Annotated in this window: 16 protein-coding genes and 1 tRNA gene; 6 read left to right on the forward strand and 11 right to left on the reverse strand. The window is 70.8% G+C overall.

Translation table 11 applies throughout. From position 1 onward, the window contains the following. Window positions 1-5 precede the first annotated feature (5 nt). Window positions 6-665, reverse strand: a complete 660-nt coding sequence (locus BMY97_RS13715) for an IspD/TarI family cytidylyltransferase (protein WP_091617196.1) — start codon at window positions 663-665, stop codon at window positions 6-8. 65 nt (window positions 666-730) lie between these two features. Next, entirely contained in the window at window positions 731-1,222 is a 492-nt protein-coding gene (locus tag BMY97_RS13720) for a CarD family transcriptional regulator (protein WP_004559016.1), read from the reverse strand. 285 nt (window positions 1,223-1,507) lie between these two features. Between BMY97_RS13720 and BMY97_RS13725 the strand changes: the two genes are divergently transcribed. Beyond that, window positions 1,508-2,173, forward strand: a complete 666-nt coding sequence (locus BMY97_RS13725) for a copper chaperone PCu(A)C domain-containing protein (RefSeq protein ID WP_091617197.1) — start codon at window positions 1,508-1,510, stop codon at window positions 2,171-2,173. Window positions 2,174-2,205: 32 nt separating this feature from the next. After that, the gene (gene radA / locus BMY97_RS13730) at window positions 2,206-3,567 is read left to right on the forward strand and encodes a DNA repair protein RadA (RefSeq protein ID WP_091617198.1); all 1,362 of its coding nucleotides are present in this window, start codon (window positions 2,206-2,208) and stop codon (window positions 3,565-3,567) included. Window positions 3,568-3,572: 5 nt separating this feature from the next. On the opposite strand, the gene BMY97_RS13735 is transcribed toward radA, so the two are convergent. The 6 genes from BMY97_RS13735 to BMY97_RS13760 all read right to left on the reverse strand — a co-directional run bounded on the left by BMY97_RS13735 (window position 3,573) and on the right by BMY97_RS13760 (window position 11,758). Next, entirely contained in the window at window positions 3,573-4,754 is a 1,182-nt protein-coding gene (locus BMY97_RS13735) for a hypothetical protein (protein WP_091617199.1), read from the reverse strand. Beyond that, the gene (locus tag BMY97_RS13740; RefSeq protein WP_091617200.1) at window positions 4,751-5,350 is read right to left on the reverse strand and encodes an RNA polymerase sigma factor; all 600 of its coding nucleotides are present in this window, start codon (window positions 5,348-5,350) and stop codon (window positions 4,751-4,753) included. The genes BMY97_RS13735 and BMY97_RS13740 overlap by 4 nt, the downstream gene beginning before the upstream one ends. Window positions 5,351-5,436: 86 nt before the next feature. Further along, complete coding sequence (locus tag BMY97_RS13745) at window positions 5,437-5,970, reverse strand: hypothetical protein (RefSeq protein ID WP_091617201.1); 534 nt, start codon at window positions 5,968-5,970, stop codon at window positions 5,437-5,439. A gap of 172 nt (window positions 5,971-6,142) precedes the next feature. Then, window positions 6,143-8,677: a trehalose-phosphatase gene (otsB, locus tag BMY97_RS13750; protein WP_177231331.1), complete on the reverse strand. Its 2,535-nt coding sequence runs from the start codon at window positions 8,675-8,677 to the stop codon at window positions 6,143-6,145. 40 nt (window positions 8,678-8,717) lie between these two features. Continuing rightward, window positions 8,718-10,169, reverse strand: a complete 1,452-nt coding sequence (locus BMY97_RS13755) for an alpha,alpha-trehalose-phosphate synthase (UDP-forming) (protein ID WP_177231332.1) — start codon at window positions 10,167-10,169, stop codon at window positions 8,718-8,720. An 83-nt stretch (window positions 10,170-10,252) separates the two neighbouring features. Continuing rightward, window positions 10,253-11,758 carry a threonine/serine exporter family protein gene (locus tag BMY97_RS13760; protein ID WP_091617501.1) on the reverse strand — a complete coding sequence of 502 codons (1,506 nt, stop codon included), beginning with the start codon at window positions 11,756-11,758 and terminating at the stop codon, window positions 10,253-10,255. A gap of 203 nt (window positions 11,759-11,961) precedes the next feature. Between BMY97_RS13760 and BMY97_RS13765 the strand changes: the two genes are divergently transcribed. Beyond that, window positions 11,962-12,034 (forward strand) — tRNA-Thr (locus BMY97_RS13765). A 7-nt stretch (window positions 12,035-12,041) separates the two neighbouring features. Here the strand turns inward: BMY97_RS13765 and BMY97_RS13770 are convergent. Continuing rightward, window positions 12,042-12,398 (reverse strand): hypothetical protein, encoded by a 357-nt coding sequence (locus BMY97_RS13770; protein ID WP_091617203.1) that lies wholly within the window; start codon window positions 12,396-12,398, stop codon window positions 12,042-12,044. 182 nt (window positions 12,399-12,580) lie between these two features. On the opposite strand from BMY97_RS13770, the gene shbA reads away from it, so the two are divergent. After that, window positions 12,581-13,246: an RNA polymerase sigma factor ShbA gene (gene shbA / locus BMY97_RS13775; protein WP_091617204.1), complete on the forward strand. Its 666-nt coding sequence runs from the start codon at window positions 12,581-12,583 to the stop codon at window positions 13,244-13,246. 10 nt (window positions 13,247-13,256) lie between these two features. On the opposite strand, the gene BMY97_RS13780 is transcribed toward shbA, so the two are convergent. Continuing rightward, entirely contained in the window at window positions 13,257-13,676 is a 420-nt protein-coding gene (locus tag BMY97_RS13780; protein WP_091617205.1) for a MarR family winged helix-turn-helix transcriptional regulator, read from the reverse strand. Window positions 13,677-13,733: 57 nt separating this feature from the next. On the opposite strand from BMY97_RS13780, the gene BMY97_RS13785 reads away from it, so the two are divergent. After that, window positions 13,734-14,288 carry a DUF6790 family protein gene (locus tag BMY97_RS13785; protein ID WP_245787308.1) on the forward strand — a complete coding sequence of 185 codons (555 nt, stop codon included), beginning with the start codon at window positions 13,734-13,736 and terminating at the stop codon, window positions 14,286-14,288. Window positions 14,289-14,414: 126 nt separating this feature from the next. On the opposite strand, the gene BMY97_RS13790 is transcribed toward BMY97_RS13785, so the two are convergent. Beyond that, window positions 14,415-14,627, reverse strand: a complete 213-nt coding sequence (locus BMY97_RS13790) for a hypothetical protein (protein ID WP_091617206.1) — start codon at window positions 14,625-14,627, stop codon at window positions 14,415-14,417. Window positions 14,628-14,923: 296 nt separating this feature from the next. On the opposite strand from BMY97_RS13790, the gene BMY97_RS13795 reads away from it, so the two are divergent. Continuing rightward, a complete protein-coding gene (locus BMY97_RS13795; RefSeq protein ID WP_245787309.1) occupies window positions 14,924-15,427 on the forward strand; it encodes a hypothetical protein in 504 nt (167 codons plus the stop codon). The last annotated feature ends 16 nt before the right edge of the window (window positions 15,428-15,443 follow it).

Below are 15,443 nucleotides of genomic sequence, written 5' to 3' on the forward strand. Positions count from 1 at the left end.
GTCGTTCACAGGGGCTCCTCGTGACCGTGCAGGGCCACCAGGGCCTCGGCGAGGGTGAGTTCGAAGGCGCTCGCGACGCGCATCGCGTCGGGATGGCCGGGGACGGTGGCGGCGCCGGCCAGGACGGCGGCGTCGAGGACTTCGTCCGTTACGAGCGCGGCCCGGAACTCCGGCAGGGGGAAGCCGACGGGGGTCTGCGCGGTGCGGAGCCCGTCGCGGTCGACGGTGCCGGTGATCAACCTCGCCTCGCCGGTGGACTTCACGGTGTCGGCCATGGGCAGAACCGGGACGACGACGCGGCCGGCACGCACCGCGCCCAGTACGTCACGGATCGTCCCTTGTGGAGTGAACGCCCGGAGCGCGTCGTGCACCAGCACCACCGCGTCCGGGGAAAGCGAAGGCTCGACGGCGGCGAACGCCGACCGGAGCGAAGGGCCGGGGACGATCCGGGCGCGGGCCGGCAGATCCCCGAGCGCCCCCGAAAACGAAGCAGCACACCGCTCGGGGACCACCACGGCCACCAGATCGATCTCCGGTGTGCCGAGCAGCCCCCGCACGGTGTGCGCGAGGAGAACTTCACCGTTCACCACGGCCAGAGCTGCCTCTGGATCCGCGGTCCGGTGTGCGACAGTCACGAACACGACGCTCTGCACCAGCTGGCTCATCAGGTCGTGATCGTAGAGAGGCGGCTGCCCGGTGCCTCCGCCGGGCGAGCCGGATGACCCGGGGGTCAGACCGTCGCGGTTTCCAGAACCTCGTCGAGGAGGACTTCCGCTTTGTCCTCGTCGGTGCCCTCCGCGAGCGCGAGCTCGCTGACCAGAATTTGCCGCGCCTTCGCCAGCATCCGCTTTTCACCGGCTGAAAGTCCGCGGTCCTTCTCTCGCCGCCAGAGGTCGCGCACCACTTCGGCCACCTTGTTCACATCGCCGGAGGCGAGCTTCTCGAGGTTGGCCTTGTACCGACGAGACCAGTTCGTGGGCTCTTCGGTGTGCGGAGCACGCAGCACGTCGAAAACCTTGTCCAGTCCTTCTTGCCCGACGACGTCACGCACACCGACGATCTCGGCGTTGTCAGCAGGCACGCGAACCGTAAGATCCCCTTGCGCGACTTTGAGGACGAGGTACTTCTTCTCCTCGCCCTTGATCACGCGGGTTTCGATGGCTTCGATGAGTGCGGCACCGTGGTGCGGGTAGACGACGGTCTCTCCGACCTTGAAAACCATGTGTCCTCTGCCCCTTTCGCTAATGCCATCTTAGCACGGTCCTCCGAAGCCCACCTAGTGCCCCGGGATCGTCGTCGCAGGTCAGCGGCCTGGGCGGGGGTTGACAAATCTTCCGGCCCCGTGCTCATGCAGGTGACGGGAATGCGCTGATCAACAGCAGCGAATTCCTAATTGGACGGTTGATCTTCGATGGCGCCGCGCCCGCAAGGCGGACCGGTTCCGCGCACGCGAGGGTCCCCGGCTAGTCTTCGTCGTGACGAGGCCGTGAGATGGAAGGACTCCGACGTGAGGCTGCAGAATCGCCGCGTGTTCGGCGCAGGTGTGTCGGCGCTCGGCGCCGCGCTCGTGCTCGCCGGCTGCGGAGCCGGTCAGATCACCCAGACCGACACTCAGCAGCCCGCGGTCAACGGCACCTACGCGCAGGTGAAGACGATCGTCCTGCGCGACGCCGCGGTGCAGTACCCGGCACAGGGCGCCGCCTACTCGGCCGGCCAGTCCGCGCCGCTCACGCTGACGTTGGTCAACCAGGGCCCGAAGGACGACAAGCTCGTCTCGGTCACCTCCGACGCGACCGACGGCCCGGCCACGGTCAGCGGCTCGACGGCCATCGTCGCCGGCCACTCGCTGGTGATCGGCCCCTCGGACGCCATCGAGGCCACGAACCAGCAGGACGCGCCGTCCTCTTCTTCGGTGCCGTCGAGCAACACCGCGCCGCCGTCCGACACCGCCCCGCCGTCCTCGACCGGCGAGACCGCGGCGCCCACGTCTTCGGCGCCGACCCAGGTGGGCGTCGGCTCCGTGGTGTTGCAGAACCTCAAGCAGCCGCTGTGGCCGGGCCAGACGATCAAGGTCACCTTCACCTTCCAGAACGCCGGCCCCGTGGTCGTCACGCTGCCGGTCGCCGCGCCGGCCCACGACCAGGCCCAGGGCAACGCCGCGGCGGGTCACTGATTTCTGTCGGTGCCCACCGCTAGCCTCGGCGCGTGGTGAAGAAGAGCAGCACTGTCTACCGGTGCGCCGAGTGCGGGCACGAGGCCGCGAAATGGGTCGGGCGCTGCCCCGAATGCCAGGCCTGGGGCACGCTCGAGGAGCGTGGCGGCGCCAATCCGGCGATCACGAGGGTCGCGGCCGGGGCGCCGAGCGCGCCCGCGCGGCCGATCGCCGAGGTCGACGTGGAATCGGCCCGGGCCAAGTCCACCGGGGTGCCCGAGTTCGACCGGGTGCTCGGCGGCGGGCTGGTGCCGGGCGCGGTGGTCCTGCTGGCCGGTGAGCCCGGCGTCGGCAAGTCGACCCTGCTGCTCGAGGTGGCCTACCAGTGGGCGGTCACGGCCGGGCGGTCCCTGTATGTCACCGGCGAGGAGTCGGCCGGGCAGGTCCGGCTGCGGGCCGAGCGCACGGGCAACGTGCACGGCGAGATGTTCCTCGCTGCCGAGAGCGACCTGGCGGCGATCCTCGGACACGTCGACGCCGTGAAGCCCGGGGTGCTGATCGTCGACTCGGTCCAGACCATGGCGTCGCCGCAGGTGGAGGGCTCGCCGGGCGGGGTCACGCAGGTCCGCGCGGTCACCGCGGGGCTGGTCGCGCTGGCCAAGGAGCGCGGGCTGCCCGTGGTGCTCGTGGGGCACGTCACGAAGGACGGCTCGGTGGCCGGGCCGCGGGTGCTGGAGCACCTGGTCGACGTCGTCCTGCAGTTCGAGGGCGACAAGCACTCGACGCTGCGGATGGTGCGCGGCGTGAAGAACCGCTTCGGCGCGGCCGACGAGGTCGGTTGCTTCGAGCTGACCGAGGGCGGCATCGTCGGTGTGCCGGACCCGTCGGGGCTGTTCATGAGCCGCACCGCGGAGCCGGTGCCGGGCACGGCGATCACCGTGGCCGTCGAGGGGAAACGGCCGCTGCTGGGCGAGGTGCAGGCGCTGGTTTCGAGCACGAGCATGCCGCAGCCCCGGCGCGCGGTGAGCGGGCTGGACTCGGCGCGGGTCGCGATGGTGCTGGCGGTGCTGGAAAAACGCGGCAAGCTCAAGCTCGGCGACAAGGACGTGTATGTCGCCACGGTCGGCGGCATGAAGATCACCGAACCGGCCATCGACCTCGCGCTGGTGCTCGCCCTGACCTCGTCGCTGCACGAGGTCGCGCTGTCGCCACGGCTGGTGTCGCTGGGCGAAGTCGGGCTGGCCGGCGAGGTCCGGCGAGTGCCGAACGTCGCCCGCCGCCTCGCCGAGGCGTCCCGGCTGGGCTTCACCCACGCGCTGGTGCCGCCGGATTCGGGCAAGCTGCCGGACGGGATACGGGTGCTGGAGGTCGGCGACGTCGCGAGTGCGCTGAACGCCGCCAACCACGCCCAGTAGCGGGCTCAGTCCCCGGAGCCGTCGGTGATGTCGTAGCGGTAGGCCGAAGTGCTGATGGCCCGCCCGGCGGAGAGGCCGTAGACGCTGTTCGTCGCGACGGTCGAGGCACGCAGGACGGTCGACGTCTCCGCGTCGACGGTGATGAGCAGCTCGTGGTCGCCGGCGGGAAAGGCGAAGTTCACCGTCCCACCCGTGCCGGTGGTCTTCACCCCGTGCATCTGGGCCAGCGCCGTGACGAGTGCTTGGCGCAGTGGCCGCGGGGCCAGGCCGCTGGTGAGCACCGAGAGCGCCAGCCCGGCCTGCCCCTCGGAGCTCCCCGCCGGGGACGGATTGAGCGGCGTCGTCACGGCCGCCGGCGGGCTGATCGGGAACTCGCTGGCCGGGGAGATGGTCCGGTTCGACGTGACCGGGGGGACCGCGCCCTTCGACATGGCGGTCTCGACATCGACGTTGACCGGCTGGAACAGCGGGACCGGGCCGCCGGGGAACGGGCCGGCCTCGGCGGCCTGAGCGATGCGCAACAGCAGCTGCGCCGGATTCGACGGCAGCCCGGCGATGAACTCCGCGGTCGGCTGATGCCAGCCCTCGGGCGCGGCGGTCCAGCCGGGGGAACCGGGAATCGATTCGGTGAACACCCCGGCGGCGGCGGTCTGGACCTCCGACGCGGGGCCGGGCAGCGCCGCCTGGTCGGCGGGCATCCCGCCGATGATCGTCGCCTGGCCGGTCCGGGTCCACCGGCGTTTCCAGACCTCACGCGGGTCGGGCGGGATCCACACTTCGAGGCGCTCCCGCACGGCGAAGACGCTGCGGTGGCTGACCCATTCGAGCACCGTGTAGTCGTTGGTGACGTGGGTGTACTGGCCCGCGACCGGCCGGTTGTCCGAGGTCGGCGTGGTCGCGGGCCGGACCTCCGACGGGTCGCCGAGGTTGCTCGCCACGACCACGCCGCCGGTCAGCACGGCGACCGCGGCGGCCACGGCGATCCAGCGCCAGGCGCCCGAACGCTTCTTCGACGGAGACGCCGGGGCGGTCAGCCCGTCGCCGCTCTCGCCTGCCGCCGCGCGCAGCAGTTTCGCCCGGGCGCGGTCGAGTTCGCCGGCATCGGTGTGGACCTGGGGGTGCAACGCGGCGAACGCGTCGTCGAGTTCGGCTTCGGACCACAGGTGCCGGATGTTGTCGTCGCTCACAGGTCGATCGCCTCCTCGGTTCTTGCCGTTTCGGCCGCGTTCGCGCGCAGCCACCGCCTCAGCCGGTGCAGCCGGGAGCGGATCGTGCCGGGTGGCACGCCGAGTGCTTCGGCGACCTCCGACGGTTCGAGGCCGGCCCAGGCGACGAGCAGCAGCGTGTCGCGGTCGGCCACGCTGAGCTTGGCGAGCGCACCCGCCAGCTGAGCGGCGCGCGTCTGGGCGTCGACCTGCTCCGCGACCCGGCTGTCGTGCCCGGCCGTGCTGCCGTCGCCGGTCCGCGCGAGCCGCGCGGTCGCCCGCAGCGCGCGGGTCTCGCTCCGCACGTGGTGGCGCAGCAGGTTCGTCGCGATGCCGTACAGCCAGGACCGCGCCGTGCCCAGCTCGGGCCGGTACGAATCGCGCCGCCGCAACGCGACGAGGAACGTCTCCCCGACGAGGTCGTGCGCCGGCTCGTCACCGATCCGCCGGGCGAGGTAGCGGTGCATCGACCGCGCGTGCGCGTCGAAGAGCCGCCCGAACACCGGCCCGGGGTCGGGCCCGCCCAGGTCCGGCCGGTCGAGCGCGTCCGGCTCTCGACCCTCGGGGATCACCTGCATGCCCGGTATCGCCCGCAGCGGCCCGGAGCGTTCACGGGCGGCCTGCTTTCGTCGTTATCGGAACATCAAGGATGTTTCGCCCAGAACTACCAGATCGGGTGATCGCTGAAGCGTTGCAGCGTCGCGACCGAGGGGCGGACGTAGAACAGGCCCGCACCGTAACCGAGCACGCCCAGCGCGAAGTTCGCGCAGGTGGCCAGCAGGTCGCTGGCGCCGAGGCGGTTGTGGTCGTGCCAGAGGTCCACCAGCGCCGACGCGGTGAGGGCCAGCAGGCAGGTCACGACCAGCGCCAGGAAACAGGCGCGCAGCAGGGTGCGGGTGAACCGGGCGCGGGGGACGACGAGGTAGTCGCCCAGCAGGCATCGGCGGGCGCTCAGCACCACGGCGGCAGTGGCCAGCACGGACAGCACCGGCAGCAGCAGGGCGACCCGTCCGACGAAGGCGTCCGGCAGCGCGTGCCCGTGCAAAGGACCGTTCACGAACACCGTCAGCGCCAGCACCAGAATCGTGCCGACGGCCAGCGCGACCCCCGTGACCAGCGATCCTCCGCGGACCCGGGCGGCGAACAGCGGTGGCAGCGGCGCGTACCCCTCGGCCTGCTGACCGTAATACTGCTTCACCGCCCACCTCCGTGCCGAGACGAAACGAACGTGCAGATGCCCGTGAATCCCAGCTTAAGCGACCATGACGTAAGGAGCTCACCACTCTTGGGCCATGTCACCGGGCCGTGCTAACGACGAGGAGCCCGTACCGCCGACTGGCGGAACGGGCCCCTCGAAGTGGAAAACGGCGTCAGGCCTTCTCCGCCAGCAGGTTCGCGCAGCGGATCAGGCCGAGGTGCGAGTACGCCTGCGGGTGGTTGCCCAGCGAGCGTTCCGCGATCGGGTCGAACTGCTCCGGCAGCAGGCCGGTGGGGCCGGCCGAGCTGACGATCTGGCTGAACAGCTCCTCGGCCTCGTTGCGGCGGCCGGTGTGCAGATAGGCCTCGATCAGCCAGGCCGCGCAGATGTGGAAGCCGCCCTCGCCGCCGGGGAGGCCGTCGTCGCGGCGGTAGCGGTACACGGTCGAACCGCTGCGCAGCTCGGCCTCGATCGCCGTCACCGTGGACTGGAAACGCTCGTCGGCCGGGTCGATCAGGCCGGTGAGCCCGACGAACAGCGACGCCGCGTCGAGGTCCGTGCCGTCGTAGGCGGTGGTGAACGCCTGGACCTCGTCGTTCCAGCCGTGCTCCAGCACGTCGGCCTTGATCCGGTCGCGCAGCTCGGGCCAGGCCCCCGGCACGCCGCGGCCGTACTCGTTGCCGAGCTTCACCGCGCGGTCGATCGTCACCCAGCACATCACCCGCGAGTACACCCGGTGGCGCGGCACATGCCGTTCCTCCCAGATGCCGTGGTCCGGCTCGTTCCAGCGCCGCGTGACGGCCTCGGCCATCGCGCGCACCATCTGCCAGTCCTCGTCACGCAGTTCGCCGCGCACCTCGGCCAGCGTCGTGACGAGTTCGACCACCGGGCCGAACACGTCCAGCTGCACCTGGTGGTTGGCCAGGTTGCCGACGCGCACCGGCCGCGAGCCGGCGTACCCGGGCAGCGACTCGATCACGGCCTCGGCGCCGATCACGCTGCCGGACAAGGTGTACAGCGGGTGCAGCCGCTCCGGACCGGCCAAAGTGGACAGCACGCCGTGCAGCCACTCCAGGTAGCCCTCGGCCTCCGCGGTGGAGCCGAGGTGCACCAGCTCGCGCACGGTCATCGCGGCGTCGCGGACCCAGCAATAGCGGTAGTCCCAGTTGCGCACGCCGCCGATCTCCTCCGGCAGCGACGAGGTCGCGGCCGCCAGCACCCCGCCGGTGTCGGTGTTGACCAGGCCGCGCAGGGTCAGCGCGGAGCGCCGGACCAGCTCGGTCTGCACCGTCGGCAGCTTCAGCTTGGCCGCCCAGTCGCTCCAGTAGCGGCCCGCGCGATCACGACGGTCCATTTCGGACAGTTCGTGGGCGGTCAGGTCCGTGGTGCCGCAGCGCAGCTCCAGCACCACCGGGTTGTCCGGCTTCGGCTGCACCAGCGCGGTCGCGGTGTCGTGCAGGCCGTCGGAGGTGATGGTCCACTCGATGCCCGGCGCGCGGAGCACAAACGGCTCCGACGTGCCCAGCACCCGCAGGCCCTCGCCCTCGGCCACCAGCTTCACCGGCACCCCGCCGAACTCCGGCCGCGGCGCGAACACCACCTGCGCCGCCGCCTCACCCGAGATCACGCGCACGATGTCCGTGCGGTGCGAAGGGCTTTCCGGCTCCAGGTAGTCCGTGACGAGCAGACGCGACCAGCGCGTCTCCACCGTCATCGTGTTCGGCAGGTACCGCTGGCCCAGCGGCAGGCCGTTGCGGTGCGGCTTGATCGAGAAGACCCCGGCCCCCGGCCCGCCGAGCAGGTCGGCGAACACCGCGGGGGCGTCCGGGCCCGGGTGGCAGAGCCAGGTCAGCTTCGCGTCCGGCGTGACGAGCGCGACCGAGCGCTCGTTGGCCAGCATCGAGAGCCGCTCGATCGGCGGCGCCGACTCGCCGTAGAGCCAGTTTCGCCGTTCTTCCAGCACAAACGCGAGCACCAGCGCGACGTCGACGGTGTCCGGCACGCGGTAGGCGGCCAGCGTCTCGCCGTCGCCCACCTTGATGCCGAGGTCGGGGCCGGACAGGCGGGCGAACGCCTTCTCGTCGGTCACGTCGTCGCCGAGGAAGATCGCGGCGGTCGCGCCGACCTGGTGGCGGAGGGTGTCGAGCGCGTTGCCCTTGTCCGTCTGGACGACCGCGAGCTCCACCACCTCCTTGCCGTCTGTGGTGGACACGCCCGGCCAGGTGCACGGGCCCTCGTGCACGTCGGAGAGCACGCGGCGGCCGGCCTCGTGCTCGGCCCGGCGGACGTGCACCGCGATGCTCGCGGGCTTCACTTCGAGCGACACACCCGGCACGTCGAGCACCAGCGACTCGAGTTCCGACTCGAGCCGGCGGTGCAACGCACGGGCCTCGTCGTCGAGGGCGTGGATGAACCCGATGTCGAACTCGGACCCGTGGCTGCCGACGAGGTTCACCTCGGACGGCAGCCGCGACAGCGTCGCCAGGTCGCGCAGCGCCCGGCCCGAGATGACCGCGGTCGTCGTCTCGTGCAGGCCGGCCAGCGATCTGAGCGCCCCGACCGACTCGGGCAGCGGCCGGGCTTCGTCCGGGTTCGCGGTGATCGGAGCCAATGTGCCGTCGTAGTCGCAGGCGACCAGCAGGCGCGGGGTACGGGCGATCTGCACGATCGTGCGCCGTAACTCCGCAGGCAACGCCTCGGCGGTCAACACTCCTCCTAAGGAGGTCCAGCGCGGTACGGGGGGAGGGTCAGTCGACCGGCTCCGCACCCAGCGCCTGCAGGAACGAGCGCGCCCACCGGTCGACGTCGTGGGTGAGGACCTGTCGACGCATGGCGCGCATCCTGCGTCGGCCCTCGGCGGGGTCGAGCGTAATGGCAGCCTCCAACGCGTTCTTCACCCCGTCCAGATCATGCGGATTGACCAGGAACGCACTGGTCAGTTCGGACGCCGCGCCGGCGAACTCGCTGAGCACCAGCGCGCCGCCGAGATCGTGGCGGCAGGCGACGTACTCCTTGCACACGAGGTTCATCCCGTCGCGCAGCGGAGTCACCACCATGACGTCCGCGGCGGAGAAGAACGCGGCCAGCTCGGTGCGGTCGACGGATTGGTGCAGGTAGTGCACGACCGGGTGACCCACGCGGGCGAACTCGCCGTTGATCCGGCCGACCATCTGCTCGATCTCGCCGCGCATCCGCTGGTAGTGCTCCACGCGCTCGCGGCTCGGGGTGGCCAGCTGCACGAAGGCGACGTCCTCCGGCCGCAGCCGCTCCTCGTGCAGCAACTCGTGCATCGCCTGCAGGCGCAGGTCGATGCCCTTGGTGTAGTCGAGGCGGTCGACGCCGAGCATCACGGTCTTCGGGTTGCCGAGGTCGCGGCGGATCTCCTTGGCGCGTTCGATCACGCCCTTCGTGCGCGCCAGGCTGTCCAGGCCGGCGGCGTCGATGGAGATCGGGAACGCGCCGACGCGCACGGTGCGGTCGCCGACCTGCACCATGCCGGGCCGGGACCGGACGCCGACGGCGCCGCGGGTCGGCTCGAGGCCGACCAGCTGGCGGGCCAGCCAGAGGAAGTTCTGCGCGCCGCCGGGGCGGTGGAAGCCGATCAGGTCCGCGCCGATCAGGCCGCGCACGATCTCGGCGCGCCACGGCAGCTGCATGAACAGCTCCACCGGCGGGAACGGGATGTGGAGGAAGAAGCCGATGCGCAGGTCGGGTCGCAGCTCACGCAGCATCGTGGGCACCAGCTGCAGCTGGTAGTCCTGGATCCACACGGTGGCGCCGGTGGCGGCGACCTCCGCGCTCGCCTCGGCGAAGCGGCGGTTCACCTTCACGTAGCTGTCCCACCAGGCCCGGTCGAACACCGGGCTCTCGACGACGTCGTGGTAGAGCGGCCAGAGCGTGGCGTTGGAGAAGCCTTCGTAGTAGTCCCGGACCTCCGCCGAGGAGAGCGACACCGGGTGCAGCACCAGTCCGTCGTCGTCGAACTCGTCGACGTCCACGTCGGGCACGCCGGGCCAGCCGACCCAGGCGCCCTTGCGCGATCTCAGGAACGGCTCCAGCGCGGACACCAGTCCACCGGGGCTGGCCGTCCAGCGCTGGCCGCCCTCCGAAGTGCGTTCCAGGTCGACCGGCAGCCGGTTGGCCACCACGACGAAGTCGGCCGACGGGGTGGTCTTCTGCTCTGCAATCGCTTCGGTCACTACAGCTGCTCCCTCGTTCTCCTCGGGTCGCGGCCCCAACCGAACCCTATCGCGCACAGGGTGACCGGACAGTGACCAACCGATTACTCCAAACGCCGGTCCGACGGCTCCATCGGCCCGGCCATCCGCGGTCCGGCCAGCTTCCGCTCCAGCCGGCCGAGGCCCGTCCGGACCGGCTGTGCGAGGTATTCGCCCAGGACAACACCGGCGGCGAGCGCCAGTCCGACGGCGACAGCCGTCATCAAGGTGGAGATGTTGCCGCCCGGCTCGACCCCCAATTGGTATAGACCACGATAGGTGGAAAGGCCGGGGAGCAGCGGAGTGATCCCGGACACGGCTACGACGAGCGGCGTAACCCGGAGCCGCCGCGAGAGCACGCCCCCGCAGAAGCCGACGAGGGTCGCCGCGATGGCCGACGCGCTCACGGCCTGGAAGTGGACGAGGACCAGACCGCCGTACACAAACGCGCCGATGGCCCCGGCGGCCGCGGCGACGAGCAGCGCGCGCAGCGTCGAATACGAGGCGAGCGCGAAGCAGGCGGCCGCGCCGGCGCCGCCGAGCACGACAACCGGCAGGTGCTGCAGGGTCGAGTTGGTGACTTCCGGCAGCGGCGTGCTGGGCAGCTTGAACATCACCGCGATCTTCAGCGCGAGCACGACGCCGGTGATCAGGCCGGCACTCATCAGCGCCGTTTCCATGGTCCGGCCGGCGGCTGTGACGTAGTAGCCGGTGATCGCGTCCTGCACCGCCGAGACGGTGGAGAGCCCGGAAAGCAGCACGGTGACCGCCGCGGCGACGACCAGCGTCGGTTTGTCCGTGGTGAGCAGGCCGCTGTTCACGATCACCATCGCGGACAGCGTCGCGACCAGGCCGCCGACCACCTGCTGGAAGAAGAACGGCAGGTTGAAGCGGTTGAGGTACCGGCCGAGCCGGTCGATCACCGACGAGATCACGAACGCCACCGCGGCGATGTCCGGCCCGCCGCCGAGCAGCAGCGTGATGAACGCGGCCAGCCCGCCCCACGCGACGGTCGCGACCCAGCGCGGGTACGGGTGTGACGCGGAGGTGACGCGCTGCAGCTCGGTCTGCGCCTCTTCCGCGCCGATGTTGCCGCGGACGATCTTGCGGACGAGGATTTCGGCCTCCGTCAGCCGCGTGTAGTCCAGGCTGCGTGAGCGCACGACGCGCAACGACGTGACGGGCGCGAGGTCGGTGCCGCGGTGGCAGGTGACGGTGATCGACGTGAAGATGACGTCGACCTCGCAGTGCGGCAGCCCGAGCGCGGAGGTGAGCGCGAGGATCGTGGCGGTGACGTCGGACGCGCCGGCGCCGCTGGCCATCTGCACCTCGCCGATGCGGAGGGCGAGGTCCAGGACGAAGTTGACGGTCGCGTCGTCGGGCGGCTGCGGGCCGAGCGTTTCCCCGCCGTCGACGGCGGGCTGCTCGGCCGTCGGCGCCTCCAGGATGTGCCACGCGCGGCGGCGCAGCAGGTTCGGCCGATGGCGCTGGCTGGACCGCGGGTGCGGAGGCTCCAGGATCGGCCATCGTCTGCGGTGAGCCCCCTGGTCGGCGTGCTCGTTGATCTTCATGATCGATCCCACCTCCTCGTCGTTCCGCCAGGACCATCGGCCGTCCGGCCCCGACCGTTGCACGGATCCGGAAGTGGCGTCCACCACGTTCTGCGACGATCGTGCCGCAGCGGCTCCGGACGCGCTGTTTTCGCCGCTGGGGGCTGGGAGCCGACGCCCGTTCCCGGGTGTCGATATACTTCGGCCCGCGCCTCGCGGCGCAGGCCGACATAGCTCAGCTGGTAGAGCAGCAGTCTTGTAAACTGCAGGTCAGGGGTTCGAGCCCCCTTGTCGGCTCCCTACTTCATTTCACCGGGAAGTAAACGGCGACGTCCGCCAGAGCGTCCAGCGTGCACGGCGGCGATCTCGAGCGGAACCCCACGCGCACGACCGAGACCACGGCGGCGTCGCCGTGACCGTCGCCGACCGCCATCAGCATCCGGTCCAGTGCGGTGCACGGCGTACGCGCCAGGAACTCCCGCACTTTCCCGTCCGACGCCGCGAGGCAGTCGAATTCGTGTTCGGCCTGCTTCTTGAGCCGTTTGAGCTTGAACCGGCCCAGCGCCTCGTCGGGTTTCCCGTTCTTCGCCGACTTCTGCGCTTCGGCCTTGCGCGTCTTGAGCGAACGGCCGGGCAGCGAGTCGACGACGTCGCCCGCCAACGCGATTCCCCCTCGTTTCGTTCGTGAATCAGCACCTGCGTGTTCCCATTCTCGGTGCTTTCCCGGCGGCCGGACTCGTCGGTTAATGGACAGAAACGTGACACCGGCATTGTTTCTGCAACGGGTCCGCGGTGCGTGCCGATTAACGGTTCATCAGTGGCGGAAATCGTCGGGGAGTGAGTATGGAAATCGTCAGCAGCGCGCCGGCTCCGGTGCTCCGTGAGTCGGACGGGGCGGTCGACGGCTACGTCGCGCTCGGGTCCGCCCCGCGCCCCGAGGGGCTTGACCGTGAACTCGCGGACGCCGTGGCCGCGGCCCGCACTGGCGACGCGGCGGCCGTGCAAGCGTTGCTGCGCTTGATCAAACCGACGGTGGTGCGGTACTGCCGGGCGCGGATCGGCGGGCGGGACCTGTCCTACCTGTCCGCCGACGACGTGGCGCAGGAGGTGTGCCTGGCGGTGCTGAAGGTGCTGCCCTCGTATCAGGACCGCGGGGGCTCGTTCCTTTACCTGGTGCGGGCGATCGCCGCGAACAAGGTGGCCGACGCGTTCCGCGCGGTGGCGCGGGACCGGTCGAACCCGGTGCCGGAGCTGCCGGACCGCCCGCTGGTCTTCAACGAACCGGAGGCACACGCGTTGCACGACGACCTCGGCGCCCAGCTCGGCCGGTTGATGTCGGTCCTGCCGCGAGTGCAGCAGGAGATCCTGGTGATGCGGATCGTGGTGGGCCTGTCCTCGGCCGAGACGGCGGTCGCGCTCGGGATCTCGCCGGGGAACGTGCGGATTTCGCAGTACCGCGCGCTGACGAAGCTGCGGGCGATGATCGGGGACCGCGACCGGGATCTGTGAGCGGCGACGGCTAGTCGGATTCGAGGATTTCGGCCAGCCGGAGGGTGTCGGCCAGGTATCGGTCGTAGGGGAAACCCTGCTTCAGCAAGGCGAGCCGGAACGCTTCGGCGAGGGGTTTCCCGTTGGCGTGGTAGGCCTCGCGACCGGTGGCGGTGAGTTCAACGAGCCGCCTCCGCGCGTGCAGCGGGTCCTGGGTGACCCGGACCATCCCGTCCTGCTCGAGTGGCCGCAGCGCGCGGCTGATCGCCGGGTCGGAGACCCCCAGCGATTGGGCGAGCCGGTGCTGGGTGGCCGGCTCGACGTCTTCGAGGGCGCCCAGCAGCCGCAGCTGGCTGTACGTGAGTTCGCCGTCCTGCCCGGTGTGCCGGCGGGCGGCGTCGCCCATCAGGGAGACCACCCGGTGCAGCAGGTCTGAAAGTCCATCGTCCACGACGTCAGCCTACCTCAGTGTTGACGAGTTAATATTAACCATGCAAGACTCATCGGCATGACAGCAACGACCTACCTCGCCCAAGCCGCGTTCCCCCTCATCTGGATGGTGATCCCGTGCGTCGGGGCGCTGGTGCGCACCCGCCGCGTCCGCGATCGCGCCGAGCGGCTGGAGATCTGGCAGCGGTGGTGGGCGATCGGCGCACTCGGCTTCGGCAGCCTCTGGATGACCTTCTCGTTCCTGGCCATCCCGGACGCCATGGCGGAGGCGATCGGCTTCACCCGCACCCCGTTCACGTTCGAGATCGCTTTCGCCAACCTCGGCCTGGCGCTCTTGGGCTTCCGGGCCGCTTCGGCCTCTTACCGCGAGCGGATGACGATCGGCTTCAGCTCCGGCATGTTCCTCTGGGGCGCCGTGATCGGCCACCTCTACCAGTGGATCGCCAACGGCGACACCGCTCCGGGCAACGTCGGCGGCGTGCTCGCCAACGACATCCTCATCCCGGCGGTCGTGATCGTCCTCGCCTGGCGGTCGCGCTCCGCCGCGCAGAACGGCTTCGCGGACCGGTCGGACGCGCCTCGCGGCGAAGCCTCCCGGCCCGTCGCCGGGTGACCGGTCAACGGAAATCCGCCCCAGATCCCCCAGGCCCGGATCCCCCAGCGCCCCGGGACCGCGATCGCGGCCCCGAGGCGCTTTCTCGTAGCAAACCGGCTCCCCAGCCGGGAAAAGGAAAAGCGGTCAGGAGGCCATGGCGAGGCGGACGCGGCGGGTGCGCCGGTAGGAGACCAGCTCGCGGACGTCGTCGGTGGTGATGATGCGGACGGCGTCGGCGGTCAGCTCCGCTTCGGCGACCTGCAGCTGCCAGGACTTCAGGCCCGGCGCCGGCTCGTGCCAGAACCACTGGCCCCGCGTGAGCTCCTCGGCGGCCACGGTGGTTTCTTCGGTGTTCATGCCCGGAGCCTATCCAGCACCACCGACAGAAAACGGCCCCGGTGGCCCCGCGGCGATCAAGTGGCTGATCACGGCGTCGGCCGGTCCCGCGGAGCCGGGCCGGCCGTGACCGCGGCCACCTCCCGGGCCCGGGTGTTCGCCCACCGTCCCGCGTTCCGGCCACTGGTTTTTGCGGCCCGCCCGTCACTGGCCTAGGCTGCGCCGGTCACCGGAAGAACCGGAAGAACAGGAACGGCGCGATGCCCCTGCCCGACTCCGGGTCGTACCGAGATGTCGACCTGCCGACGATCCTCCGCATGGAGCGCAGACTGCCGTGGCTCGGCTGGCCGCACCTGCCGCTCGGGCTGCTGGTCTGCGTCGCCGCGATCCTGGCCGCCTACCGGATTCCGGTGGCCTACCAGACGATCACGGCGCTGGTCGCGGGCGCCGGTGCCGCGGGCGGGTTCTGCGGGTACGTCTGCGGTCTGGTCATGGTCAGCCAGCCAGATCTGGTGAAGACGGGACGGCTGCGCTGGCGCCGCACCCGTTTCCTGCGCGCGGTGCTCTTCCTGATGGCCGTGCTCTCGGCGGCGTCGCTGGTGGTTTTCGTGGTCTGCCACATTTCGCTGCTCGCGGGGGCGTCCGGCGTCCGGCCGTTCACGTTCTCCTTGCCCGCCGGGGTCTACCTCGTGCTGGCGCTGGCCAACACGGTTCTCGCGGGCGTCGAGACGCTCAAGGTTTCGCGGGTGCTCGGCAGCACGGCGCGCGAGACTCCGGAGCCCGCGCCTTCGCCGGTGCCGCGGGTGCGGCTCGGGAACTGAAGTCCGCTGTGGACTA

The organism is Amycolatopsis saalfeldensis (genome assembly GCF_900110575.1).
GTDB lineage: Bacteria > Actinomycetota > Actinomycetes > Mycobacteriales > Pseudonocardiaceae > Amycolatopsis > Amycolatopsis saalfeldensis.

Coding starts and splice junctions, on each gene's coding strand:
- BMY97_RS13715 (WP_091617196.1), bottom strand. CDS start 665: ATGAGCCAGCTGGTGCAGAGCGTCGTGTTCGTGACTGTCGCACACCGG.
- BMY97_RS13720 (WP_004559016.1), bottom strand. CDS start 1,222: ATGGTTTTCAAGGTCGGAGAGACCGTCGTCTACCCGCACCACGGTGCC.
- BMY97_RS13740 (WP_091617200.1), bottom strand. CDS start 5,350: ATGCAGGTGATCCCCGAGGGTCGAGAGCCGGACGCGCTCGACCGGCCG.
- BMY97_RS13760 (WP_091617501.1), bottom strand. CDS start 11,758: ATGAAGATCAACGAGCACGCCGACCAGGGGGCTCACCGCAGACGATGG.
- shbA (WP_091617204.1), top strand. CDS start 12,581: ATGGAAATCGTCAGCAGCGCGCCGGCTCCGGTGCTCCGTGAGTCGGAC.
- BMY97_RS13785 (WP_245787308.1), top strand. CDS start 13,734: ATGACAGCAACGACCTACCTCGCCCAAGCCGCGTTCCCCCTCATCTGG.
- BMY97_RS13790 (WP_091617206.1), bottom strand. CDS start 14,627: ATGAACACCGAAGAAACCACCGTGGCCGCCGAGGAGCTCACGCGGGGC.
- BMY97_RS13795 (WP_245787309.1), top strand. CDS start 14,924: ATGGAGCGCAGACTGCCGTGGCTCGGCTGGCCGCACCTGCCGCTCGGG.